Raw genomic sequence first — 23,195 nt, 5'->3', positions numbered from 1 at the left:
ATGAGTCAGACGTCTTCCTCCTTCGACCTCAAGGTCGTGCTGCGCGACACCCTCATGGTGGGTCTGGTCTCGCTGATCCTGTTCGGCCCCATCGTCGGCATCGTGCTCGACGGCTACGGCTACAACCTCGAGCCCGGTCGCGTCGGCATCATGGTCGCGGTGGTCATGGCCGGCCGCTTCCTGCTCAGCCTGTTCGGCCAGACCGACAAGGGCCGTGACTGGATCGAGTCCTTCAAGCGCAACGACGGCGGTGTCCATGTGCTGCCGCCGGGGCACAAGTCCAACCTGAGATTCATCCTGCCCATCGTCATTCTGGTGGCCATCGCCTTTCCCTTCCTGGCCACCAAGTACTGGCTGACGGTCATCATCCTCTGCCTGATCTACGTGCTGCTGGGCCTGGGCCTGAACATCGTGGTGGGCCTAGCCGGTCTGCTCGACCTTGGCTACGTCGGCTTCTATGCCATCGGTGCCTACGGTCTGGCGCTGGGTTACCAGTACCTCGGGCTGGGCTTCTGGACCATGCTGCCGCTCGCGGCGGTCATGGCGGCGGTGGCGGGAGCGATCCTCGGCTTCCCGGTGCTACGCATGCACGGGGACTACCTGGCCATCGTCACCCTCGGCTTCGGCGAGATCATCCGCCTGGTGCTCAACAACTGGCTGGAAGTAACCAAGGGCCCCAACGGCATCGCCGCACCTTCGCCGACCTTCTTCGGCATCGAATTCGGCCGCCGGGCGAAGGAGGGCGGGGTGCCCATCCACGAACTGCTGGGCATCAGCTACAACCCCAACGCGACGATGATCTTCATCTATACCGTGCTGTTCCTGGTGGTGCTGCTGGTGCTCTACATCAAGCACCGCCTGACCCGCATGCCGGTCGGCCGCGCCTGGGAAGCCCTGCGCGAAGACGAGATCGCCTGCCGCGCCATGGGTCTGAACCATGTGCTGGTCAAGCTTTCCGCCTTCATGATCGGTGCCTCCACCGCAGGCCTGGCCGGGGTGTTCTTCGCCACCTACCAGGGCTTCATCAACCCGGCCTCGTTCAACTTCTTCGAGTCGGTGCTGGTGCTGGCCATCGTGGTACTGGGCGGCCTGGGCTCCACCGTCGGGGTGGTGGTCTCGGCCTTCGTCATGACCCTGCTGTTCGAGCTGCTGCGCGAATTCGGCGACATCCGCATGCTGGTGTTCGGCGTGCTGATGGTGGTGATGATGATGTGGCGGCCGCGTGGCCTGATCCGTATCGCCCGCAGTGGCTTCGCGATTCGCAAGGGAGTGGCGCCGTGAGCGACAACATTCTGACCGTCAGCGGTCTGGGCATGAGATTCGGGGGTATCAAGGCCCTCTCGGACGTGTCCTTCGATATCAAGCGGCACTCCATCACCGCGCTGATCGGCCCCAACGGCGCCGGCAAGACCACGGTGTTCAACTGCCTGACCGGCTTCTACAAGGCCACCGATGGCGAAATCCGCCTGGATACCGCCGATGGCCGTTCGACCCGCGTCGGCAAGATCATGGGCGAGCGCTTCCGGGCCACCGACTTCGTCAATCCGGTGCAGTTCGGCAGCCGGCTCTGGTACAAGATGTTCGGCGGTACTCACCTGGTGAACCGCGCAGGGCTCGCCCGCACCTTCCAGAACATCCGCCTGTTCAAGGAGATGTCGGTAGTGGAGAACCTGCTGGTGGCGCAGCACATGCAGTGCAACCGCAACCTGATCACCGGCATCCTCAATACCCCCGGCTATCGCCGTGCCGAGGAAAAGGCGCTGGATACGGCCTTCTACTGGCTGGAAGTGGTGGACCTGGTGGACCACGCCAATCGTCTGGCCGGCGAACTCTCCTACGGCCAGCAGCGCCGCCTGGAAATCGCCCGCGCCATGTGCACCCGTCCGGAGATCGTCTGCCTGGACGAACCCGCCGCCGGTCTCAACCCGGCCGAGACCGAGGCGCTGGCCGGGATGATCCGCCTGCTGCGCGACCAGCACCGCATCACCGTGGTGCTGATCGAGCACGACATGGGCATGGTGATGAACATCTCCGACCACATCGTGGTGCTGGACCATGGCCAGGTCATCGCCCGCGGCCTGCCGGCCGATATCCGCAACGATCCCAAGGTCATCGCCGCCTACCTCGGCGCCGAAGAAGAGGAGGTGGCATGACCACGCCGATCCTGGAATTCCGTAACGTCGACGTCTTCTACGGGCCGATCCAGGCGCTGAAGAGCGTCTCCCTGTCCATCAACGAGGGCGAGACGGTGAGCCTGATCGGCTCCAACGGCGCCGGCAAGTCCACCCTGCTGATGTCCATCTTCAGCCAGCCCCAGGCGCGCAACGGGCAGATCCTCTACCGGGGCGAGGACATCACCCGCAAGAACGCCCACTACGTGGCCTCCAACGGCATCGCCCAGTCACCGGAGGGGCGCCATGTGTTCCCCGACATGACGGTCGAGGAGAATCTGCTGATGGGTACCATTCCCATCGGCACCCGCTGGGTGGACGAGGACATGCGGCGCATGTTCGAGCTCTTCCCGCGGCTCAAGGAGCGTCGCAACCAGCGCGCCATGACCATGTCCGGCGGCGAACAGCAGATGCTGGCCATCGCCCGGGCGCTGATGGCGCGACCCAAGCTGCTGCTGCTCGACGAACCCAGCCTGGGCCTGGCGCCCATTGTGGTGAAGCAGATCTTCCAGATCCTGCGCGAGCTGGCCCAGAGCGGCATGACCATCTTCCTGGTGGAGCAGAACGCCAACCATGCCCTGCGCCTGTCCGACCGCGCCTATGTGATGGTCACCGGCGAGATCCGCATGAGCGGCAGTGGCCAGGAATTGCTGGCCAATCCCCAGGTGCGCGAAGCCTACCTGGGCGGCCACTAGCGGTGGCAGCGGTCCGCGGTCGCTGTCTGGTCGCGGGCCATGCCCGGGGACGCCTGGCCTGGGCGCCCCTGGGCCTGAGTTTCTGGGGTGGCGTCGATCCGGCCAGCGGTCGGGTGATTGATCGCCACCATCCCCTGCACGGCCTGGAACTGGCCGGGCGCATCCTGGCCATTCCCAGTGGACGCGGTTCCTGCACCGGCAGCGCCGTGCTCTTGGAGCTGTTGCTGGCGGGACGCGGACCGGCAGCGCTGGTACTGGCCGAGCCGGACGAGATCCTCAGCCTGGGTGCCATCGTCGCGGAAGAACTCTTCGGTCGCTCCCTGCCGGTGGTCAGCCTGGGTGCCGAGGCCTTCGCCGCGCTCGCCGCGCAGGATGAGATCGCGGTGAACGATGGCTGGGTCGGCGCGCCGGGAGAGTTCTTTCCCGACCCCACTAGCGAGGCCCCTGCCGACCTGCAGCTGAGCGCGACCGACCAGGCCAAGCTGGCGGGCGCCGAGGGCCAGGCCGTCCAGGCGGCGATGAAGATCCTGGTGCGCATGGCGCACCTGCAGGGTGCCCGCGAACTGCTCGACATCACCCAGGCCCATATCGACGGCTGCATCTACACCGGTCCGGCCAGCCTGGCCTTCGCCCAGCGCCTGGTGGAGTGGGGCGGTCGGGTACAGGTACCTACGACTCTCAATGCGGTATCGGTGGATCAACGCCGCTGGCGCGCGCAGGGCGTGGCGCCGGCGTTGGGTGAGCCGGCCTCCGCCCTGGCCGAGGCCTATGTGGCCCTAGGCTGCCGTCCCACCTTTACCTGTGCCCCCTATCTGCTGGACAGCGCCCCGAGCCTGGGCGAGCAGGTGGTCTGGGCCGAATCCAATGCCGTGGTCTTCGCCAACAGCGTACTGGGCGCGCGCACCCAGAAGTACGCCGACTTCCTCGATATCTGCACCGCCCTGACCGGTCGGGCCCCTCTGGCCGGCTGCCACCTGGACAGCGGTCGCCGCGCGGCCAAGGTCTTCCGGGTCACCGTACCCGAGGGCCATGACGACGCCTTCTATCCACTGCTCGGCTACTGGATCGGCCTGCGTTCACCCACGCGGATTCCGGCGGTGCTGGGGCTGGAAAACAGCCAGCCCAGTCGCGACGATCTCAAGGCCTTTGGCGCCGCCTTCGCCACCACCTCGGCGGCGCCGCTGTTCCATCTGGTCGGGGTGACGCCCGAGGCGCCGACCCTGGCCGCGGTGGCCGCACCTGAGCTGGAGATCGAAGACATCAGCCTGGCCGATCTGCGCCAGGCCTGGGCCGAACTGGACAGCGCCGTCGCGCGCGAGGTGCAGCTGGTGGCCCTGGGCAATCCGCATTTCTCCGCCGAGGAGTGCCAGCGCCTGGCCGAACTCTGTCGCGGGCGGCAGCGGCATCCCGAGGTGGCGCTGGTGATCACCCTGGGCCGCGAGGTGCGCGCGGCGGCCGAACGCTCTGGCAGTCTGGCCGAGTTGGAAGCCTTCGGTGCCCAGCTGGTCGGGGACACCTGCTGGTGCATGCTCGGCGAACCCCTGGTACCGCCCCAGGCACGCACCCTGTTGACCAATTCCGGCAAGTTCGCCCACTACGGCCCGGGCCTCACCGGGCGCGAGCTGCGCTTCGCCGGCCTCACCGCCTGTGTCGAGGCAGCCTGCACCGGACTGGCGCCGGCCGAACCGCCTGCCTGGCTCGTGGCAGCGGACTTATCCACCTGAAGCCCGGTCCGAGTTCTGTACAGGAATTCCGTGGATCGTCCTGTGGATAAGCTTGGCATAGCCGGGCGTGAGGCCCGGGGCGCCTGGCCTGGCGAGAACTGTTCAAAAATTCGCCAGTGCGCGGAAAACCCTGCAATACCAAGGCGTTATAACTGATCCGCTGGATTTGTGGCGATCTGGGTATTCGCCTGACCAATGCCCCTGAGCTATCGTGGGCCTCGGCCAACCTCCCTCGCAGAAGGAATCTTTCATGTCTTCGATCTTCATCACCGGCGCCACCTCCGGCTTCGGCGCCGCCACCGCTCGCCGCTTCGCCAAGGACGGCTGGTCGATCGTCATCACCGGTCGCCGCGAGGATCGCCTGCACGCCCTGGCCGAGGAGTTGTCCGGTCAGGCCAAGGTGCTGCCGCTGGTGCTGGACGTCCAGGATCGCGCCGCCGTGGAAGCCGCGGTCGCCGGCCTGCCGGAAGAATTCAACCAGTTACGCGCCCTGGTCAATAACGCCGGTCTGGCGCTGGGCAACACGCCCGCCCAGAGCTGCGACCTGGACGACTGGGACACCATGGTCGATACCAACATCAAGGGCATGCTCTATTGCACCCGCCTGCTGTTGCCGCGGCTGATCGCCCATGGCGCCGGGGCCGGTATCGTCAACCTGGGCTCGGTGGCGGGCGACTATCCCTATCCGGGCAGCCATGTCTATGGCGCCACCAAGGCCTTCCTCAAGCAATTCAGCCTGAGCCTGAGATCCGACCTGCTGGGCACCGGGGTACGGGTGACCAACATCGAGCCGGGGCTGTCCGAAAGCGAATTCTCGGTGGTGCGCTTTGGGGGCGACAAGGCCAAGGCCGATGCCGTCTATGCCGGCACCGAACCCCTGACCCCGGACGACATCGCCGAATCCATCCATTGGACGCTGAATCAGCCCAAGCACGTCAACATCAACCGCATCCAGCTGATGGCGACCTGTCAGGCGTTCAGCAATTTCAACATCCACCGCAAGAGCTGAGACGTCGGCCTAGAGCACCTTGACCGCCCGGCCGATGAACTGGATCGGCCCGGTGGGTCGGCCGGTAGGCGAGCCGCCCTGGTCTTCCAGGGTGAGCTCGAACAGCTGATTGGCTTCCAGCGGCGGCAGCTGGTCCAGAGGCACCTGCAGGGTGCGCCCGGGCTGGACCAGACCCAGGGATACCGGACCCTGCCAGGCGTCGGCCTTGGTCCAGAATTGCAGCGTCTTGCCGCTCGGCACGGCGTCGCGCCCCAGGGGAATCAGCTGCAGGTCGTGGGCGCTGGCGGTCTGGATCACCCAGCCGGGCGTCCGATCGCTGGGCGCGGCCAGCACCACCAGGTAGCTTGGCGTGGGGACCGGACGCATCAGCAACAGCACGCCAAGCACCAGGCTGGCAGCCAGCCCTGCCGCACTTAGGCCCTGCCAGAGTGCCAGGCGGTGCCACAGCGACTCACGCCGGGTGGTGGCCTTGGCGTCGGCCTCACCCAGACTGCGCTCGATGCGCGGCCAGAGATTCGTGCCGGGTTCGACGGGCTGCACCCGCTCGGCCAGCGGCTGCAGCCGCGCCTCCCAGCGCGCCACCGCGGCGGCCAGCCGGGCATCCGTCGCCAGCGCACCTTGCACGCGACGGCGCTCCCTGGCATCCAGGGTACCGAGCACGTATTCGCCGGCCAGGCGTTCGCGCTCTTCGTCCGGGGGCAGGGGGGTATCGCCGTTCATGTCATGCACTCCCTGAGCGCCTTGAGGCCGCGCGTGATCCAGCTCTTCACCGTGCCCAGCGGTGCCTGCAGGCGCTGGGCGATCTCGCCATGGGAGCAGCCGTCCAGGTAGGCGGCCAGGATGGCCTCCCGCCGCGGCGCTTCCAGGTTCTGCAGGCAGCCCTCCAGCCGACGGCCGTCGGCCTCTCGCGCCGGATCGGCCGACTCGGCCAGGGGTTCCCACCCGTCCGCCAGGGGCACCAGGCGCTGGCGATCGCGCAGGGCGTTGAGCGCCAGGTTGCGCGCGATGCTGCACATCCAGCCGCGGGCCGTACCGCGCTCCGGGGCGAATCCGGCGGCGCCGCGCCAGATGCGCAGAAAGGCGTCGTGGAGGATGTCCTCGGCCAGTCCACGATCGCGCACCAGGCGCAGGACGATGCCCAGCAAGAGCGGCGCCTCGTTCTGGTAGAGCCGCTGCAGGGCGGCGCGCTCGCCCCGGGCACAGGCGGCGAGCAGTGCAGCGGGATCGTAAAGGGGATCGGTCACGAAATCGCGCCAGGCTGGGGACGCCAGGGTGGCGACCGGATCAGCCGAGCCTAGCCGATCCGCGCCTAGCTGTCCCCTGGACCTCAGCCCTTCTTCCAGAACAGATAATCGGCCTGGTAATTCACGGTCTGCCGTTCGCCCTTGTTGGCCGAGGTGCAGGCCTTGGCCGGCGCCACGCCACCCTTGAGCGCGGTGCGCTGGATGTAGGTGGTGCCCTGGAAGGCGCCCTTGCCCTCGGCGGGCGCGGCCTCCACCAGCTGATAGGGCAGGTTGCCGCTGCCGGCGGGAGCGATCGCCAGTTGCTTGCCGACCACCTTGGAGCCGTCGCTGGCTTCCCAGGTAGCGGGCGGACCGTAGTAGCGACCCACCTGCTTGCCCTGGCGGTCATGCAGGTCGGCCTTGGGACCGACAAAGAACCACTCGGTCTGGCCGGGCATGTCCTTCTTGTCGCGGCACTCGTAGACGATGGTGCCCTTGCCCACGGTTTCCAGCATCAGGCTGTTGCCGGCGGGGACGCGAACGGCTTCGGGCAACTCGCCTTGCGCCAGCAGCGGGGTACTCAGCAGGGCGGTCAGGGCCAGGATGCTGCAACGGCTATAGGTGTTGTTCATGCGCTTGCTCCGGATTGAGAAGGGGCACAGTCGACTGGACTGTAGGGGCTATACCCGGCAGCCAGCGCCCTGGATGCAGCTGTCATGAAAAATTTTCAATGCAGCGGCATAGTCGCCACGGCCTCGCGGCCGAACCGCTCTGTCCTGCGGCTTCTGTCAGCCTGCCGTCAGCCTGGTTTCAGCGATCCCTAAGGTTGTTCGGCGATAGTGGCGCCGGGTCGCGAGCCCGTCCTTCCCAGCCTGCCGGAGTCCTGCCGCGTGTCGTCCATCCCGAGTCCGGCGCGCCTGCGCCTCGAAAGCCTGGCGCTGTGTCTGCTGGCGGTGCCGCTGTTCACCCTGGGTCTGTGGGAGCAGCCCTTCATCGGCTTCGACGGCCGCTTCGCACTCTTCGCCCAGGAGATGTTTCGCCATGGGGCCAGTGCCTTCCCGACCAGCTACGGACAGCCTTACCCCGACTATCCCGCCACCTCCACCCTGCTGATCGACGTCTTCGCCCAGCTGTTCGGCGAGGTCAATCGCCTGGCCACGGTGATTCCCACCGCCCTGGCCTCGGCGGCCATCGTCGGGCTGCTCTATCGCCTGCTGGCCGAGCGGTCCCGCGCCTGGGGCCTGCTGGCGGTGCTGGTGCTGCTGCTCACCAATGGCTTCCTGGCCAAGGCGCGCTCCATCTGCCTCGATCAATTCGTCACCCTGGCGGCACTGGGCTGCTTCTATCTGCTGTGGAGCGCCGACCAGCGCGGCCTGTCCCGGCGGCGCAGCCTGGTGTTCCTGTGCATGGCCGCCGGCTTCGCCGTGCGCGGGCCGCTGGGCCTGATCGAGCCCTGTGGCGTGGTCTGCGTCTACTGGCTGGTGCAGGGCGACTGGCGGCGCAGCTTCGGCTACGGCCTGGTCGGCGCCCTGGTGCTGATGCTGTGCTGCGCCCTGCTGTTCGGCCTGGCCTGGCGTACCGGTGGTATGCCCTTCGTCGAGGACGTGATCCGCATGCAGGTCTCCGGGCGGCTGGACGACACCGACGGTGCCGGCTATCCCTGGTGGTACTTCCTGCAGCTGGGCCTCTACCGCTACGCCCCGGCCTTTCCCCTGGCGCTGCTGGCCCTGCCGACGCTGAGACACCACTGGCGGCAGCGCCAGGCGCAGGCGGACAGTCGCCTGCTGCTCCAGCTGGCCGGCTTCGCCGCGCTGATCGTGGTGGCCCTGTCGATTCCCACCTTCAAGAAACCCTATTACATCCTGCCGGCCATTCCGGCCTGCGCGGCTCTCGGCGCCTGGGTGCTGCTGCAGGGGCAGGGCGCCCTGGCCTGGGTACGGCGGCTGTTCCTGCCGTTGCTGGTGATCTTTCCGCTGGTGCTCGGGGTGCTGGTCAAGCTGCAGCAACCCCGGCTGCAGGCCGCCGGCTGGTGGCCCGAGCTGGACCTGCGCTTCCTGCTGGGTGCCTTCGCCATCCTGGCGCTGTTCGCCCTGGTGGCCGCCTGGCGCGAGCGCGGGGCCTTCCGCCTGGGCATGCCCCTGGCCGCGGCGGCCCTGGCGCAATGGCTGCTGGTGGTGCTGGCGCTGGATCCGATGCAGGCGCTGCGCTACGACACCCGCGCCTTCGTCACCCGCCTGGAAAGCCTGCGCCAGGGTGAACCGGGGCAACTGGTGTTCTTTGGCCTGGGCCAGGACACCAAGGCCTTCCGCTACCTGATGAATCTCGACTACGACGTGCCCCTGCCGACCTTTATCGATATCGGCCAGGCAGGGCAGCTCGCCCAGGTCACCCGACCCGCCTATGTGCTGCTCGATGCCGACAGCCAGGCGGCCCTGGCCGGCACGCCGCTGGCCAGCCGCCAGCCGGTGCTGGAAGGGCGCTTCAACGACAATCGCTGGCAGGCCTACTACCTGCCCTGAGGCCGCTGTGATGACCGATTCGCCCGATTTCAAACGTCGCCGGCTGTGCCTGGCGCTGGCCGGTCTGCCGCTGCTGGCCGCCTGCAAGCCGACCCAGCGCTACGGCCTGCCGGAACACCGCGCCCACTGGTTCGAGCGGCATGCCTTCGCTCCTCTGGCGCCGCTGCCGTCGCGCAGCAGCTTCGTGCTCGGCGTCCTCCCCGATACCCAGTACTACAGTGAGAACAACCACGAGATGCAACCCAACGGCCGGCGGGTGGAGCGCTATGGCCACCTGGGCTATCCGCCAGCGCTGGCCTTTCATGCCCAGACCCATTGGCTGGCGCACAACGCCGCGGCGCTGAACCTGCCCTTCGTGGTGCACCTGGGCGATCTGGTGGAAAACGCCGAGCAGCGCGGCGAGTGGGCCCTGGCCAGTCACGCCATGGCACGCCTTGAACAGGCCGGGGTGCCCTACAGCGTCATGACCGGCGACCATGATGTCGTCGAGCTCTACACCGAGGACCGCCTGCGTGACGGTCGCGAACTCTTCACCCAGTATTTCGGCCGTGAGCGGGCGGCGCGCCAGGCCACCTTCATCGAACGCGACGTCACCGGTCTCAACGAGGCCCATCGTTTCTCGGCGCTGGGGCAGGGCTTTCTGCTGCTGACCCTGGACTGGTGCCCCTCGGACCAGAGTCTGGACTGGGCCCAGGGCATGCTGGATCGCTATCCGCACCTGCCGACCATCCTGGCCTCGCACAACATCGTCGACCTGGTGAACGGCCAGCCGGTGCTTTCCACCCGGCGCAACGACACCGGGGTACGGTTGTGGAATCGGCTGATCCGCCGCAACGACCAGATCTTCCTCACCCTCAACGGCCACAACCACGGCAGCGGTCACCTGCGGATGACCAATGACCTGGGCCATCCGGTGGATCTCCTGCTGATCAACTACCAGACCGAATACGCCGGCGGCAACGGCCTGCTGCGCCTATTGGAACTGGACCTGGCGCGGGGCCGACTGGAGGCCTTCACCTATTCGCCCTGGGTCGCCTATCGCCGGCAGAGTGGCGACCTGCCGGTGCGGCTGGGCAGCGATCCGCGCGACACCTATACGGCCGAGGTGCTGGCACCCCTGGCGTCACAGCAGTTCGACAACAGATTCGTGCTCGAGGTGGATTTCGCCACACGCTTCGCCGGCTTTGGCGGCTATACCGCGCAACTGCCGGCGGTGGCGGAAGAGGGTGTGCTGGCGCGACTGCGCCAGCAGCTGGGGATCGCCTGACGGATCAGGCGGCGAGCAGCCAGCCCCCGGCCACGGCCGTGGCGACGCCGGCGACTCGCACCAGCGGCGTGGCCGCCTGGGGCAGGTAGCGCACCACGGCATAGCCCAGAGCATGCAGGGTGGCGGTGGCGGCGACGAAACCGGCGGCATAGGCCCAGGGATTGCCCATTTCCGGCAATTCCAGACCATGGGCCACGCCGTGGAACAGGGCGAAGGCGGCGGTCAGGCCGACGGCGGCGGCCACCGGCGGACGAGCGGCCAGGGCCACCAGCAGACCCAAGGCCAGCACCGAGGCAGCGATGCCGGTCTCCAGCAAGGGCAGCTCCAGCCCGGCGAAGCCCAGCAGGCCGCCGATCAGCATGGTGCCGACAAAGGTGCAGGGCAGCGCCAGGCGCGCCTTGCCCTGCTGCTGCGCGGCCCAGAGCCCCACGGCAAGCATGGCCAGCAGGTGGTCGAGACCGGTCAGGGGGTGCAGCACCCCGGCGGCCAGGCCGTTCTCGGCATGACCCGGATGGGCGAAGGCCAGGGCCGGGGCGAGCAGCAGGGCGGCGGTGGCGAGGATCTTGGCGTGTTTCATGGAGGCTCCTTGGGATGGTTTCCTGGACTCAGGCGGCGGTCAGCAGACCCTGCTTCTCGATGAAGGCGATGATCTCTTCCAACCCCAGACCGGTCTTCTGGTTGCTGAAGACGAAAGGCTTGTCGCCACGCATCTTGCGAGTGTCGCGATCCATCACCTCCAGGGAGGCACCGACCTGCTCGGCCAGGTCGATCTTGTTGATCACCAGCAGATCCGACTTGCAGATACCGGGGCCACCCTTGCGCGGCAGCTTGTCACCGGCCGAGACGTCGATGACATAGAGGGTCAGATCGGACAGCTCCGGGCTGAAGGTGGCGGACAGGTTGTCGCCACCGGATTCCACCAGGATCAGGTCCAGGCCGGGAAAGCGGCGGTTGAGCTGGTCCACCGCTTCCAGGTTGATGGAGGCGTCTTCGCGGATGGCGGTGTGCGGACAGCCCCCGGTCTCCACACCAAGGATACGCTCGGGCGCCAGGGCCTCGTTGCGCACCAGGAAATCGGCGTCTTCGCGGGTGTAGATGTCGTTGGTCACCACCGCCAGGTTGTAGCGCTCGCGCAGGGCGCGGCAGAGGGCCAGGGTGAGGGCGGTCTTGCCGGAACCGACCGGTCCGCCGATACCGACGCGCAGAGGTTGAGTTGTCATCAGGGGATCTCCTAGGAACGGAACAGGCGGCTGTACTGCCGCTCGTGGGCCATGCTGCTGAGGGCCAGGCCGAAGGGGGCGCCGCCCCAGTGCGCTTCGGGCAGGGCAGCGGCCTGCTCGGCCACGGCGGTCAGGGTCGGCAGCAGAAGGGAGGTGAGGCGCTGTGCCGCTTGCTGGCCCAGCGGCAGGGTTTTCATCAGCACCGCCAGCTGATTTTCCAGCCAGGTCCACAGCCAGGCGTCCAGCGCCGCTCGCGGTGCGATCGCCCAGGCGCGGGCGGCCAGCGCCCAGCCGAGGGCAAAGGTCGGGGCCAGTTCGCCGAGCAGGCGGCGGCTACTGTCATCCAGCTCCGGCAGACCGAGCAGCAGTTGCGCCAGGGAATAGCCGGTCTGGCGACTTTCCAGCTGGAATTCCGCGGTTTCGCGACTGGCACGATGGTGCTCGGCCAGTTCGCTCAGGTGCGTCCAGTCGCCCGCCGCGGCGGCTTCGCAATGGGCCAGCAGCAGCGGCGCTTCGAAGCGCGCCAGATTGAGTTCGAGATTGTCGCGCAGCCAGACCTCGGCCTCCGCCGCGCTGCGGATCAGGCCGCTGTCGATGGCCAGTTCCAGTCCCTGGGAATAGCTGTAGCCGCCAATCGGCAACTGGGGACTGGCCAGGCGCAGCAGCGCGAAGGGCGAATTCACGTGCGCACGCCGAAGTGGTGCAGTTTGGGGGCGTAGTTGAAGCCTTCCTCGGCATGGTGCGAGTGATGGTGACCGCCGCCGTAGGCGCCGTGCTCGGGCTGGAAGCCGGCCTCGATCTCGCTGACCCGGGCGCCGAGCTGCTCCAGCATGGCCTTGAGCACATAGTCGTCCAGCAGCCGTAGCCAACCGTCGCCGATCTGCAGGGCGACGTGGCGATTGCCCAGGTGATAGGCGGCGCGGGTCAGTTCGAAGGCGCTGGCGCAGGTCACGTGCAGCAGCTTTTCCGGGCGGGCGACGACCCGCACGATGCGGCCATCGCGGGCTTCGAGGCAGTCGCCATCGGCCAGCGGCGGTTGGCCGCGTTCGAGAAACAGGCCGACGTCTTCGCCAGCGCTGGTGGTGGCTCTCAGGCGACTCTTGCTGCGGGCGTCGTAGGTGAGGTGGAGTTCGGCGTCCCAGGTATCCCGGGGCGCGCAGCGGCTTTGGACGACCAGCATGGCAGGACTCTTGGCAGTTTTGCCCAGCTCTACAGCAAGGTGCCTGCCAAGGCGCGCAAGTCGCCTGGTTCTGGGGCGCCATGAGTTGACCTGGCGTTCAGTTTGCTCTTATTTGGTGCGCCATTGCATCGGCTAGCAGAGCAACGCCCTCTTTTGGTGCGTTTGCGCGCTCGCCGCGCCGCCAATGCTTGCTGCCGATCAGAATCAGCTTGAGTTGCTGCACCATCTTCGCCGCCGGCCACAGCGGCGGCGGTGTGGTCAGGGGGGGCGGATCGATCAGCTCCGGCAGGGTGGCGAACACCGTCTTCACCACCAGGTCGGCCAGCACATCGATCTGCGACGGATTCAGGTGCGGCAGCCGACCCAGGGCGAGCAGGTCACGGGCCAGGTCCTGGGTGATGCGCTGGCGCAACTCGGCGATGGCCTGGCGCACGGCCAGGGAGCCGCCGTATTGCTCGCGGGCGAGAAAGAGGAATTGATCGCGGTTGTCGCTCACGGCGCCGAGAAAGATCTCCACCGAGGCCTCGATCATGCCGCGCTGCTGCAATTCGTGATGACGCACCTGGCGCAGGGCGTCGCGAAAGGTGTCGCCCACCTCGGCCACCAGCGCCAGGCCAAAGCTCTCCATGTCGGCGAAGTGGCGATAGAAACCCGCCGGCACGATCCCGGCCTGGCGACTCACCTCGCGCAGGCTCAGGCTGCCGAAGCCGCGGCCGCTGTTCATCAGCAGGCGTGCCGATTCCAGCAGCGCCTGGCGCGTTTGCAGCTTCTGCTGGGCACGGATCGACATGGAGAGATCTCGGAAGACAAGGCGGCACTGTAGCAAAGTATGCCCCTGCTGACTCCAAGGGTTTTCCATGACCGCCGGGTGGTAGTCTCTGGCCCGTGCCTTGCCTTGAGAGCGTCATGAATCTCGACAACCGTATCAAGTTTCGCCACCTGCTGTGCTTTCTGGAGATCGCCCAGCAGCGCAGCTTTGCCAAGGCCGCCGATGCCATCGCCGTGTCCCAGCCGGCCATCTCCAAGACCGTCCGCGAACTCGAGGAGATCCTCGAGGTGCGTCTGTTCGAGCGCGGCAAGGGCGAGGTGACCCTGACCGAGGCGGGCCTGCTGTTCCTGCGCCACGCCGGTCCCTGCGTACAGGCCCTGCGCGAGGGCATGCAACTGGTGCGCGGTGGCGAGGCCGGCGGCCTGGTGCGGGTCGGGGTGCTGTCGACGGTGGAAAGCCAGGTGCTGCCCGAGGTCCTGATGCGCCTGCATGACCGTCATCGCCAGCTGATCGTCAACGTCGCCACCGGTCCCAGCGCCTATCTGCTCGGACAATTGCGCGTCGGCGACCTGGATCTGGTGGTCGGGCGCATGACCGACAGCCCGGACATCCATGGCCTCGACTTCGAACACCTCTATACCGAGGCCCTGACCCTGGTGGTGCGCCCGGGACATCCGCTGAGCCAGGCGCTGCCGGCTGACCTGGCGACCCTGGCGCGCTATCCCCTGGTGCTGCCCTTGCCCGGGACCACCATTCGCCGTCACGCCGAGAGTCTCTTCGTCCAGTGCGGCATTCCTCTCAGTCCCCAGCGGCTGGAAACCCTGTCGCCGACCCTCAGCCGCCAGTACGTCCGCCAGAGCGAGGCCCTGTGGATCGCCCCACTGGATGCGGTACGCCGCGACCTGGCCAGCGGCGAACTGGTGGAGGTGGAGCTTGGCGTGCGCGAAGCCGGGGGGTCGGTCGGCATCTGCCGCAATGGCAGCGTACCCCTGTCACTGGCCACCCAAAGATTCTGCGACGTCCTGCGCGAGGTAGCCGGCGAGTTGACACTTAACCATTAGGTTATGGGGAAGGGCGCAGCTTTCAATTTAGCCAGGCGGCGCCCTGGGCCACACTGGGATCAGCCAGCTCTTGGCCCCGATCCTTCCGTGGAGCATTCCAATGCATAACAAGCCCCACGACGTTCGCTACGTCGCCCGTGATCGCACCTGGCATCCCCAGGCCTATACGCCCGCCTACAAATCCTCGATTCCCCGCTCGCCGCGCCAGGCGCTGGTCAGCCTGCAGCACCAGACGGCTTCCGAGCGCAGTGGCCCGGACTTCTCGCGGCTGCCGCTGGGACCGCACGACAACGACCTGCTGCTCAACTTCGGCACCGGCCAGTTGCCCCAGGGCGAACGCATCATCCTGTTCGGCACCCTGCGTGACCAGTTCGGCAAGCCGGTGCCCAATTCCCTGGTGGAGATCTGGCAGGCCAACGCCGGCGGTCGCTATCGGCACAAGAACGACGTCTACCTGGCACCGCTCGATCCCAACTTCGGCGGCGTCGGCCGCACCCGTACCGACAGCCAGGGCAACTATGTCTTCCGTACCGTCCGCCCGGGTCCCTATCCCTGGCGCAACGGCAGCAACGACTGGCGCCCGGCGCACATCCACGTCTCGGTCATGGGGCCGGCCATCGCCACCCGGCTGATCACCCAGCTCTATTTCGAGGGCGATCCGCTGATCCCGTTGTGCCCCATCGTCAAGTCCATCGCCGATCCCGATGCCGTCCAGACCTTGATCGCCCGCCTGGACATGAGCATGGCCAATCCCATGGACTGCCTGGCCTATCGCTTCGACATCGTCACCCGCGGCGCGCGGCAGACGTTCTTCGAACACCACTGAGGACGCCGACATGACCCCCAACAGCCACGCCCTGCTGCCGGAAACCCCCTCCCAGACCGCCGGTCCCTATGTGCACATCGGCCTGGCCCTGGCCGCCGCCGGCAACCCCACCCGCGAGGTCGAGATCTGGAACCAGCTGGCCAAGCCCGGCGCGCCGGGCGAGCACATCCTGCTCACCGGCCAGGTGTTCGACGGCAACGGCAACCTGGTGCGCGATTCCTTCCTGGAGTTCTGGCAGGCCGATCACCAGGGCCACTACGATCCGGTCTATGACGTGGAAAAGGCCTTCAACGGCTTCGGTCGCACCGCCACCACCTTCGATGCCGGCGACTGGACGCTGCACACCGTCAAGCCCGGCCAGGTCGCCGATCAGCGCGGCCAGCCCATGGCGCCGCACATCAACGTCACCCTGTTCGCCCGCGGCATCAACATCCACCTGCAGACCCGCCTCTACTTCGACGATGAAGCCGAAGCCAACGCCCGCTGCCCGGTCTACAACCTGCCGGAGCCGGAGCGCCGGCCCACCCTGCTGGCGCGTCGCTGCGAGATCGATGGCCGCCTGGCCTATCGCTTCGACATCCATCTGCAGGGCCCGCAGGAAACGGTCTTCTTCGACATCTAGTCGTCCGAACAGCAAAAAGCCCTGCCAAGGCAGGGCTTTTTCGTGGGCGCCAACTGCAGGTCAGATGCGGTAGGTGGTCTTGGTCATCACCTTGGACACCAGGCTCATGCCGTATTTGACCGGCGCGGGGAAGCGCCAGCCACCGGCCGCCAGGGCATGTTCGGCGTGCTGTTCTTCATCGCTGCGCATCTGTTCCAGCACCGCGCGGGACTTGGCGTCGGCCGCCGGCAGCTTGTCCAGGTGCTCGTCCAGATGGCGGCAGACCTGATCCTCGGTAGCGGCGACGAAGCCCAGGCTCAGGCGATCGCTGATCAGGCCGGCACCGGCGCCGATCCCGAAGGACAGGCCATAGAAGAGGGGATTGAGCAGGCTTGGACGCTCACCCAGGGCGCGGATGCGCTGCTCGCACCAGGCCAGGTGATCGATCTCTTCGTCGGCCGCCTTTTCCATTTCTTCGCGCACTTCCGGCAATTTGGCGGTCAGCGCCTGACCCTGGTACAGCGCCTGGGCGCAGACCTCGCCGGTGTGGTTGATGCGCATGAGGCCGGCCGCGTGACGGCGTTCCTCGTCGCTCAGTTCGGCGTCCTTGAGCGGAATGGCCGGCGAGCTGCGGGTGGGAGCGCCACTGAAGGGCGTCAGGGTACGCAAGGCGGTATCCGCCTGGATCAGCAGTCGATCGAGGGGGGAGTAGAGGCGCTTGGATCTCAAGGTGATCTCCTTGGCGGGCGAAGGGAGGACAGAACGTGGCTCAGCCCGGAGGCCAGGTCATCTGCCGCTTGCCCAGCACATGCATATGGATGTGATAGACCGTCTGGCCACCCAGGGCGTTGCAATTCATCGCCACGCGGAAGCCTTCCTCGCAACCCTGCTCCTGCGCCAGGCGCTGGGCGGTGAAGAGGATATGGCCGGCGAGCTGCTTGTCATCGGCCTCGCTGAGGTCGTGTAGGGTCGCGATGTGCTTCTTGGGGATGACCAGGAAGTGCACGGGCGCCTGCGGGGCGATGTCATGGAAGGCCATGACCTGATCGTCCTCGTAGAGCACCTTGGCCGGAATGTCCCCGGCGACGATCTTGCAGAACAGACAATCCACGTCGATCTCCTGCTGGCTGAATAGACCCCGAGTGTACCAGCGGCTGCCGCCCGGGGTCAGGTGCCGCCGGCGGGATCACCCTTACGCGGGTTGAAAGAGTTTGCCGATCCGCACCGCGGCCGAACGCACCAGAGCGCGGGGGAAGAAGCGGGGCAGCAGACTGCCCAGGCGATTGCGCCAGCCCGGGACGATCACCGCCTGGCGTCTTTCCAGTCCGTGCACCGCGGCCAGGGCCACCTCTTCGGCGGACATCAGCAGCTTGCTCTGCTCCATGCGCCCGGTGTGCAGCCCGGCGTTCTTGAAAAAGGCGGTACGGGTCGGGCCGGGGCAGAGCACCGACACCGACACCCCCCGCTTCTTGAGTTCCTCGCGCAGGCCCTCGGAGAAGTGCAGCACATAGGCCTTGGTCGCCGCATAGCTGCTCATGTAGGGAATGGGCTGGAAGGCCGCGGTCGAGGCGACGTTGAGGATTTGGCCGCCCCCCTGGATCGCCATGTGCTGGCCCAGGGCATGGCACAGGCGGGTGAGCGCCAGGATGTTCAGCTCCAGCTGCTCCTGCACCCGCGGCCAGTCGGCGGCGAGAAAATCCCCGCCGCTGCCGATCCCGGCGCAATTGACCAGCAGGCCGATGGCTCTCTCGCTCTGCTCCAGTTCGTGCAGCAGACCGGTCAGGTGCAGCGGCTCCGCCAGGTCGCAGACCCGGTACAGCACCTCCACGTCGAAGCGCTGGGCCAGTTCGGCGGCGATGCTCTCCAGCTTGTCCTTGCGCCGCGCCAGCAGGATCAGCGGCTGACCCCGCCGCGCCAGGGCCTCGGCCAGGGCCAGGCCGATCCCGCACGAGGCACCGGTTACCAGGGCATAACGCTGCATACTGCTTTCTCCAGGAAAACGCCGGTCGCCGGCGGATCTACCGCGCACCTAGTAGGGTTTGACCACCACCAGGATGACGATGGCGATAAGCACCAGAACCGGTACCTCGTTGAACCAGCGATAGAACACATGGCTGCGCTTGTTTTCGCCGCGCTCGAATTTCTTGCGCATGGCCCCGCAGACATGGTGATAGCCGATCAGCACCACCACCAGCGCCAGCTTGGTGTGCATCCAGCCCTGGGTCAGCCAGCTCGGGTTGATCACCAGCAGGCCGATGCCGAACACCAGCGTCAGGATCATCGCCGGCAGCATGATGCCGCGGTACAGCTTGCGCTCCATCAGGCAGAAGCGCTCATGGCTCACGGCGTCGCTGCTCTGGGCGTGATAGACGAACAGGCGCGGCAGATAGAACAGGCCGGCGAACCAGCAGACCAGGGCAATCAGGTGGAAGGCTTTCAACCAAAGATAGAGCATCGGGGCGTTCTCCTTATCAATCGGCGTCATCAGGCGGCGCGATATTAGAGTGGCGCTGCCGGCAAGTCATTCACTCCGGTCATCTCGGCCAGGCTCCCGTGGTCGTGCAATAGTTGACCCTTTTGCTCGGGCAAGCGGATAATTTCCTGACTGAATTGTGTTCGGCGCAAGCCGGGAGACTACGGCAATGACCATTGAAACCTTCACCCCGACCCCCCTGCAGTTCACCCTGGGCGCGGCCAGCAAGGTGAAGAACCTGATCGAGGAAGAGGGCAATCCCCGCCTGAAGCTGCGCGTCTTCGTCACGGGTGGCGGCTGCTCGGGCTTCCAGTACGGCTTCACCTTCGATGAAGATTCCGCCGACGACGACACCGTCATCGAGCGCGATGGCGTGCACCTGGTGGTGGATCCCATGAGCTTCCAGTACCTGGCCGGCGCCGAGGTGGACTACCAGGAAGGCCTGGAAGGTTCGCGCTTCGTCATCAAGAACCCCAACGCCGCCACCACCTGCGGCTGCGGTCAGTCCTTCTCCATCTGACCTTGCACAGCCTCTGGCCTAGTGCGGATAGAGCGCACCCAGGACGCGGAGGCCGCGGGCGCCGGTGACTTCCGGGCAGTTGCCGGGCAGGCGCTCGCAGAAACGCTGGGCCAGCCAGGCAAAGGCCATGGCTTCCATCCAGTCCGGCGACACGTCATAGGCTGCGGTGCTCTGCACCTTGGCCGGCGCCAGTAGCCGCGCCAGACGCGCCATCAGATCCCGGTTGTGCGCCCCCCCGCCACAGACCAGCACCTCGTCCACCGCCTGGGCCGCCAGGATGCTGTCGGCGATGCTGCGGGCGCTCAATTCGGCCAGGGTGGCCTGAACATCGGCCGGAGCCAGCGTCTCATGCTGGGCGAGATGCGCTTGCAGCCAGGGCAGATTGAAATGCTCGCGCCCGGTGCTCTTCGGTCCGCTTTTCACGAAGAAGGGATCGCTCAGCAGCCCCTGCAGCAGCGCCGGCACGAGCTGTCCCTGCGCGGCCCAGGCGCCATCGGCGTCGAAGAGCCGCCCCTGGCTGTGGTGGATCCAGGCATCCAGCAGCACATTGCCCGGTCCGCAATCGAAGCCTCGTACCGGCAGACCCGGCGCCAGCAGGGTCACATTGCTGAAGCCGCCGATATTGAGCACCGCGCGCGGGCGGTCCAGGCCGAAGAGATCGGCATGGAAGGCCGGGACCAGGGGCGCGCCCTGGCCACCGGCGGCCAGGTCGCGCCTGCGGAAATCGGCGATGACATCGATGCCGGTCAGTTCGGCCAGCAGGGCGGCATCGCCGATCTGCAGGGTGTAGCCCTGCGCCGGCAGATGGCGGATGGTCTGGCCATGGCTACCCACGGCGCGGATATCCGCGGGCGTCAGTCCCTGCTGCGCCAGCAGTTCGGCGATACCCTGGGCAGCCAGCCCGACCCAGGCCTGTTCGGCCCGGGCGATGCGCTCGATCTCGTTGTCGCCGGGCGCGCACAGCGCCAGCAGCTCGCGGCGGAGCGCGTCCGGCATGGGCACGCCCAGGGCAGCGACGAAACGGGTCCGCTCATCCTGCTCGATCAGGGCGATATCCAGTCCATCCAGACTGGTGCCGGACATCACCCCCAGGTAGCGCTCCATCTCAGCGCTTGTTCATCGCGAGCAGCGACGCCCGCTCCTGGTCCATGCGGGCCATGAGCGGCTGGCTCTGGGCCAGGAAGCGCGAGATCTCGTTCTTGGCGATGGGATCGGCCATCGGCAGTTTCACCCCGAGTGGATCGACGTGGTTGCCATTGATGCGGAATTCGTAGTGCAGGTGCGGACCGGTAGCCAGCCCCGTCATGCCCACGTAGCCGATCACCTGGCCCTGCTTCACCGAGGCGCCGGCCTGCATGCCCTTGGCGATCCGGCTCATGTGGCCATAGACGGTGGTGTAGGTCTTGCCGTGCTGGATCATGACCACGTTGCCGTAGCCATTCTCGCGCCCGGCCTTGGCGATCTTGCCGTCGCCGGTGGCATGGATCGGCGTACCGGTAGGCGCGGCATAGTCGACGCCCTTGTGCGCGCGCATCTTGTTCAGCACCGGGTGGAAACGGCCCATGGTGAAGCGCGAGCTGATCCGCGAGAACTCCACCGGGGTACGGATGAAGGCCTTGCGCATGCTGCCGCCTTCCGCCGTGTAGTAGTTGGTGGTGCCGTTCTTGGCGGTGTAGCGCACGGCCGTGTAGGCCTTGCCCTTGTTGACGAAGCGGGCGGCCAGGATGTTGCCGTAGCCGACGTGCTTGCCGTTGACCACCTTGTCCTCGTAGACGACCTCGAATTCGTCGCCTTCCTGGATGTCCAGCGCGAAGTCGATGTCGTAGCCGAAGATGGTGGCCAGCGCCATGGTCATGTCATGGGACAGTCCGGCTTTCTGCGCCGAGGCGAACAGCGAACTGCTGATCCGACCCTGGGCATAGGCCTTGCGGATGTCCGGGGTAACGGTCTTGTGCTCGACCTCGTAGCCTTGGTCGGACTTGACCAGCGACAGGGTCTGCAGCGCGGTGAGCTTGGTGCGCACCGCCAGCAGGTCACCTGAGTGATCACGCTGGAACTCGATCTTCTGGCCCACCCGCAGGCGAGTCAGCTTCTTGGCTTCCTTGCTGCTGGCCAGCACCTCGTGCACCACGGCAGCGGCAAGGCCAGCCCGCTCGAACAGGGTCGAGAGGGTGTCGCCCTTGCGCACGGTTTCGGTCTTCCACTGCGGCTCGACGCTCTCGGTGGCGGCAACTTCCTCTTCGGCAGGCGCTTCCTCGGCGGTCTGAGCTTCCGTCTGCTCAGGGGCGACCTGGGCAAAGGGGGAGGGGGACTGGGTGTCCGCGGCTTGAGTATCTGCGAGCACTTGCTCCTTCAGGTCATCCTGACCCTGCACGACGCGCCGGGCGTCCTGTTCAACATCCAGATTGATGGAAGTGCGTTTCGCCTCGACCTGCTGAGAGGGAAACACGAGCAAGGCCAGACTCAAGAGTGCGGCCACCCCGCTGGCGGCCACGAGGTGGCTTTTGGGGTAGAACGGACTTTTGGGGATTGGCTTCGTCATTTAGCTAAAGTGATGATCTGACGTTAAAAGAAGTGAATAACTGCCTAAAATATAATCAAAATCTGGCTGTCACAACCCTTTCGGATGGTGATCCGACGTGCCGGCTGGCGGCTACTAGGGGCATCTTGATAAGGTTCACGCTTTCGAAATTCAGAGGCGAAGCCCCCATGAAAACGGTCCAGGAGCAGCTGGCGGTCATCAAGCGTGGAGCAGATGAGCTGCTTGTCGAGTCAGAGCTTGTAACAAAACTGGAGCGTGGCACCCCGCTGCGCATCAAGGCAGGCTTCGATCCGACCGCTCCGGATCTGCACCTTGGCCACACCGTGCTGATCAACAAGCTGCGCCAGTTCCAGGAGCTGGGCCACCAGGTCATCTTCCTGATCGGCGACTTCACCGGCATGATCGGCGACCCCAGTGGCAAGAGCGCCACCCGCCCGCCGCTGACCCGCGAGCAGGTGCTGGAGAATGCCGAGACCTACAAGGCCCAGGTGTTCAAGATCCTCGATCCGGCCCGTACCGAAGTGGCCTTCAACGCCACCTGGATGGATCAACTGTCGCCGGCCGACTTCATCCGCCTCTCGTCCCAGTACACCGTGGCACGCATGCTCGAGCGTGACGACTTCAGCAAGCGCTACGCCGGCAACCAGTCCATCGCCATCCACGAGTTCCTCTATCCCCTGGTCCAGGGCTATGACTCCGTCGCCCTGCGCGCCGATGTCGAGCTGGGCGGTACCGACCAGAAATTCAACCTGCTCATGGGCCGCGAACTGCAGCGCGCCTATGGCCAGGAAGCCCAGTGCATCCTCACCATGCCGCTGCTCGAAGGTCTGGACGGCGTGAAGAAGATGTCCAAGTCCCTGGGCAACTACGTCGGCATCCAGGAAGCGCCCGGCGTCATGTACAACAAGCTGGTGTCCATTCCCGACACCCTCATGTGGCGTTACTTCGAGCTGCTCAGCTTCCGCAGCCTGGAAGAGATCGCCCAGTTCCGCAGCGATGTTGCGCAGGGCGCCAATCCCCGCGACATCAAGATCAAGCTGGCCGAAGAGATCGTGGCCCGCTTCCACGGAGAAGAAGCCGCCCAGACCGCCCACCGTTCCGCGGGCAACCGCATGAAGGATGGCGAGCTGCCGGAAGACCTGCCGGAAGTCGAGCTGGAAACCGATGCGGCGCTGCCGGTCGCTGCCGTCCTCAACAAGGCTGGACTGGTGAAGAACGCGGCAGCAGCCCGCGACCTGCTGGCGGCGGGTAGCGTCAAGGTGGATGGCGAGGTGGTCGATCGCGGCTTCCTGTTCGAGATCGGCCGTACCTATATATGTCAGGCCGGCAAGAAGGCTTTCGCCCGCATCAGCGTCCGTCAGCAATAAATTTGAAATAACCTGTTGACCTGCCCCA

At 66.4% G+C, this 23,195-nt stretch carries 27 protein-coding genes; 13 read left to right on the top strand and 14 right to left on the bottom strand.

The genetic code is table 11. The features are described from left to right. The 5 genes from livM (at position 1) to OXS31_RS21585 (ending at position 5,599) form a co-directional block, all read left to right on the top strand. Positions 1–1,281 (top strand): high-affinity branched-chain amino acid ABC transporter permease LivM, encoded by a 1,281-nt coding sequence (livM, locus tag OXS31_RS21605; RefSeq protein WP_042138387.1) that lies wholly within the window; start codon positions 1–3, stop codon positions 1,279–1,281. After that, entirely contained in the window at positions 1,278–2,153 is an 876-nt protein-coding gene (locus OXS31_RS21600; RefSeq protein ID WP_042138385.1) for an ATP-binding cassette domain-containing protein, read from the top strand. The genes livM and OXS31_RS21600 overlap by 4 nt, the downstream gene beginning before the upstream one ends. Further along, positions 2,150–2,866 (top strand): ABC transporter ATP-binding protein, encoded by a 717-nt coding sequence (locus OXS31_RS21595; protein ID WP_267401932.1) that lies wholly within the window; start codon positions 2,150–2,152, stop codon positions 2,864–2,866. The genes OXS31_RS21600 and OXS31_RS21595 overlap by 4 nt, the downstream gene beginning before the upstream one ends. A 2-nt stretch (positions 2,867–2,868) precedes the next feature. Next, complete coding sequence (locus OXS31_RS21590; RefSeq protein ID WP_042138383.1) at positions 2,869–4,590, top strand: aconitase X; 1,722 nt, start codon at positions 2,869–2,871, stop codon at positions 4,588–4,590. A 250-nt stretch (positions 4,591–4,840) separates the two neighbouring features. Further along, on the top strand, positions 4,841–5,599 hold the full coding sequence (locus tag OXS31_RS21585) for an SDR family oxidoreductase (RefSeq protein ID WP_027599105.1): 759 nt from the start codon (positions 4,841–4,843) through the stop codon (positions 5,597–5,599). 9 nt (positions 5,600–5,608) lie between these two features. Here the strand turns inward: OXS31_RS21585 and OXS31_RS21580 are convergent, their stop codons facing one another. From OXS31_RS21580 to OXS31_RS21570, 3 genes are all read right to left on the bottom strand, one after another. Beyond that, positions 5,609–6,319, bottom strand: coding sequence for an anti-sigma factor (locus OXS31_RS21580; RefSeq protein ID WP_042138380.1), 711 nt, complete (start codon positions 6,317–6,319; stop codon positions 5,609–5,611). Beyond that, positions 6,316–6,843, bottom strand: coding sequence for a sigma-70 family RNA polymerase sigma factor (locus OXS31_RS21575; RefSeq protein ID WP_027601375.1), 528 nt, complete (start codon positions 6,841–6,843; stop codon positions 6,316–6,318). Before OXS31_RS21575 ends, OXS31_RS21580 begins: the two co-directional genes overlap by 4 nt. 83 nt (positions 6,844–6,926) lie before the next feature. Beyond that, positions 6,927–7,454: a DUF3455 domain-containing protein gene (locus OXS31_RS21570; protein ID WP_027601376.1), complete on the bottom strand. Its 528-nt coding sequence runs from the start codon at positions 7,452–7,454 to the stop codon at positions 6,927–6,929. A 258-nt stretch (positions 7,455–7,712) separates the two neighbouring features. On the opposite strand from OXS31_RS21570, the gene OXS31_RS21565 reads away from it, so the two are divergent. Then, positions 7,713–9,341 carry a glycosyltransferase family 39 protein gene (locus OXS31_RS21565; protein WP_169742434.1) on the top strand — a complete coding sequence of 543 codons (1,629 nt, stop codon included), beginning with the start codon at positions 7,713–7,715 and terminating at the stop codon, positions 9,339–9,341. A gap of 10 nt (positions 9,342–9,351) precedes the next feature. After that, entirely contained in the window at positions 9,352–10,608 is a 1,257-nt protein-coding gene (locus OXS31_RS21560; RefSeq protein WP_267401931.1) for a metallophosphoesterase, read from the top strand. A 4-nt stretch (positions 10,609–10,612) separates the two neighbouring features. Here the strand turns inward: OXS31_RS21560 and OXS31_RS21555 are convergent, their stop codons facing one another. The 5 genes from OXS31_RS21555 to OXS31_RS21535 form a co-directional block, all read right to left on the bottom strand. Continuing rightward, on the bottom strand, positions 10,613–11,185 hold the full coding sequence (locus tag OXS31_RS21555; RefSeq protein WP_267401930.1) for a HupE/UreJ family protein: 573 nt from the start codon (positions 11,183–11,185) through the stop codon (positions 10,613–10,615). A gap of 28 nt (positions 11,186–11,213) precedes the next feature. Further along, the gene (gene ureG, locus OXS31_RS21550; RefSeq protein ID WP_007162627.1) at positions 11,214–11,828 is read right to left on the bottom strand and encodes an urease accessory protein UreG; all 615 of its coding nucleotides are present in this window, start codon (positions 11,826–11,828) and stop codon (positions 11,214–11,216) included. Between the two features lie 11 nt (positions 11,829–11,839). Beyond that, positions 11,840–12,511: an urease accessory UreF family protein gene (locus OXS31_RS21545; RefSeq protein WP_169855085.1), complete on the bottom strand. Its 672-nt coding sequence runs from the start codon at positions 12,509–12,511 to the stop codon at positions 11,840–11,842. Beyond that, the gene (gene ureE, locus OXS31_RS21540) at positions 12,508–13,008 is read right to left on the bottom strand and encodes an urease accessory protein UreE (protein WP_267401929.1); all 501 of its coding nucleotides are present in this window, start codon (positions 13,006–13,008) and stop codon (positions 12,508–12,510) included. The genes OXS31_RS21545 and ureE overlap by 4 nt, the downstream gene beginning before the upstream one ends. A gap of 97 nt (positions 13,009–13,105) precedes the next feature. After that, positions 13,106–13,798 carry a TetR family transcriptional regulator gene (locus OXS31_RS21535; protein ID WP_042138367.1) on the bottom strand — a complete coding sequence of 231 codons (693 nt, stop codon included), beginning with the start codon at positions 13,796–13,798 and terminating at the stop codon, positions 13,106–13,108. A 116-nt stretch (positions 13,799–13,914) separates the two neighbouring features. On the opposite strand from OXS31_RS21535, the gene pcaQ reads away from it, so the two are divergent. The 3 genes from pcaQ (at position 13,915) to pcaG (ending at position 16,286) form a co-directional block, all read left to right on the top strand. Beyond that, a complete protein-coding gene (gene pcaQ, locus OXS31_RS21530; protein WP_169855084.1) occupies positions 13,915–14,838 on the top strand; it encodes a pca operon transcription factor PcaQ in 924 nt (307 codons plus the stop codon). A gap of 100 nt (positions 14,839–14,938) precedes the next feature. Further along, positions 14,939–15,664, top strand: a complete 726-nt coding sequence (gene pcaH, locus OXS31_RS21525) for a protocatechuate 3,4-dioxygenase subunit beta (RefSeq protein WP_007162622.1) — start codon at positions 14,939–14,941, stop codon at positions 15,662–15,664. 10 nt (positions 15,665–15,674) lie between these two features. After that, positions 15,675–16,286, top strand: coding sequence for a protocatechuate 3,4-dioxygenase subunit alpha (gene pcaG / locus OXS31_RS21520; protein WP_027599093.1), 612 nt, complete (start codon positions 15,675–15,677; stop codon positions 16,284–16,286). Positions 16,287–16,346: 60 nt separating this feature from the next. Here pcaG and coq7 read toward each other — a convergent pair whose 3' ends face one another. From coq7 to hemJ, 4 genes are all read right to left on the bottom strand, one after another. Beyond that, positions 16,347–16,994, bottom strand: a complete 648-nt coding sequence (coq7, locus tag OXS31_RS21515; protein ID WP_007162620.1) for a 2-polyprenyl-3-methyl-6-methoxy-1,4-benzoquinone monooxygenase — start codon at positions 16,992–16,994, stop codon at positions 16,347–16,349. 40 nt (positions 16,995–17,034) lie between these two features. After that, positions 17,035–17,376 (bottom strand): histidine triad nucleotide-binding protein, encoded by a 342-nt coding sequence (locus OXS31_RS21510; RefSeq protein ID WP_017642985.1) that lies wholly within the window; start codon positions 17,374–17,376, stop codon positions 17,035–17,037. Positions 17,377–17,457: 81 nt separating this feature from the next. Beyond that, a complete protein-coding gene (locus tag OXS31_RS21505) occupies positions 17,458–18,246 on the bottom strand; it encodes an SDR family oxidoreductase (RefSeq protein ID WP_027601383.1) in 789 nt (262 codons plus the stop codon). Between the two features lie 48 nt (positions 18,247–18,294). Beyond that, entirely contained in the window at positions 18,295–18,720 is a 426-nt protein-coding gene (gene hemJ, locus OXS31_RS21500) for a protoporphyrinogen oxidase HemJ (RefSeq protein ID WP_267401928.1), read from the bottom strand. A gap of 187 nt (positions 18,721–18,907) precedes the next feature. On the opposite strand from hemJ, the gene erpA reads away from it, so the two are divergent. After that, the gene (gene erpA, locus OXS31_RS21495; protein WP_007162616.1) at positions 18,908–19,258 is read left to right on the top strand and encodes an iron-sulfur cluster insertion protein ErpA; all 351 of its coding nucleotides are present in this window, start codon (positions 18,908–18,910) and stop codon (positions 19,256–19,258) included. Positions 19,259–19,276: 18 nt separating this feature from the next. Here the strand turns inward: erpA and OXS31_RS21490 are convergent, their stop codons facing one another. Together OXS31_RS21490 and OXS31_RS21485 are read right to left on the bottom strand one after the other, a co-directional pair. Further along, positions 19,277–20,362 carry an anhydro-N-acetylmuramic acid kinase gene (locus OXS31_RS21490; protein WP_267401927.1) on the bottom strand — a complete coding sequence of 362 codons (1,086 nt, stop codon included), beginning with the start codon at positions 20,360–20,362 and terminating at the stop codon, positions 19,277–19,279. A gap of 1 nt (position 20,363) precedes the next feature. Beyond that, positions 20,364–21,707 carry a peptidoglycan DD-metalloendopeptidase family protein gene (locus OXS31_RS21485; protein WP_338125745.1) on the bottom strand — a complete coding sequence of 448 codons (1,344 nt, stop codon included), beginning with the start codon at positions 21,705–21,707 and terminating at the stop codon, positions 20,364–20,366. On the opposite strand from OXS31_RS21485, the gene OXS31_RS21480 reads away from it, so the two are divergent. Together OXS31_RS21480 and tyrS are read left to right on the top strand one after the other, a co-directional pair. Next, on the top strand, positions 21,603–21,821 hold the full coding sequence (locus tag OXS31_RS21480; RefSeq protein WP_223855403.1) for a hypothetical protein: 219 nt from the start codon (positions 21,603–21,605) through the stop codon (positions 21,819–21,821). The two genes, OXS31_RS21485 and OXS31_RS21480, sit on opposite strands and share 105 nt — an antisense overlap. Before the next feature lie 146 nt (positions 21,822–21,967). Next, positions 21,968–23,167 (top strand): tyrosine--tRNA ligase, encoded by a 1,200-nt coding sequence (gene tyrS / locus OXS31_RS21475; RefSeq protein ID WP_267401926.1) that lies wholly within the window; start codon positions 21,968–21,970, stop codon positions 23,165–23,167. The last annotated feature ends 28 nt before the right edge of the window (positions 23,168–23,195 follow it).

Origin of the sequence: Pseudomonas sp. GM_Psu_1 (assembly GCF_026544185.1) — a bacterium.
GTDB lineage: Bacteria > Pseudomonadota > Gammaproteobacteria > Pseudomonadales > Pseudomonadaceae > Chryseomonas > Chryseomonas oryzihabitans.
This window is presented reverse-complemented; position numbering and strand designations above follow the sequence as displayed.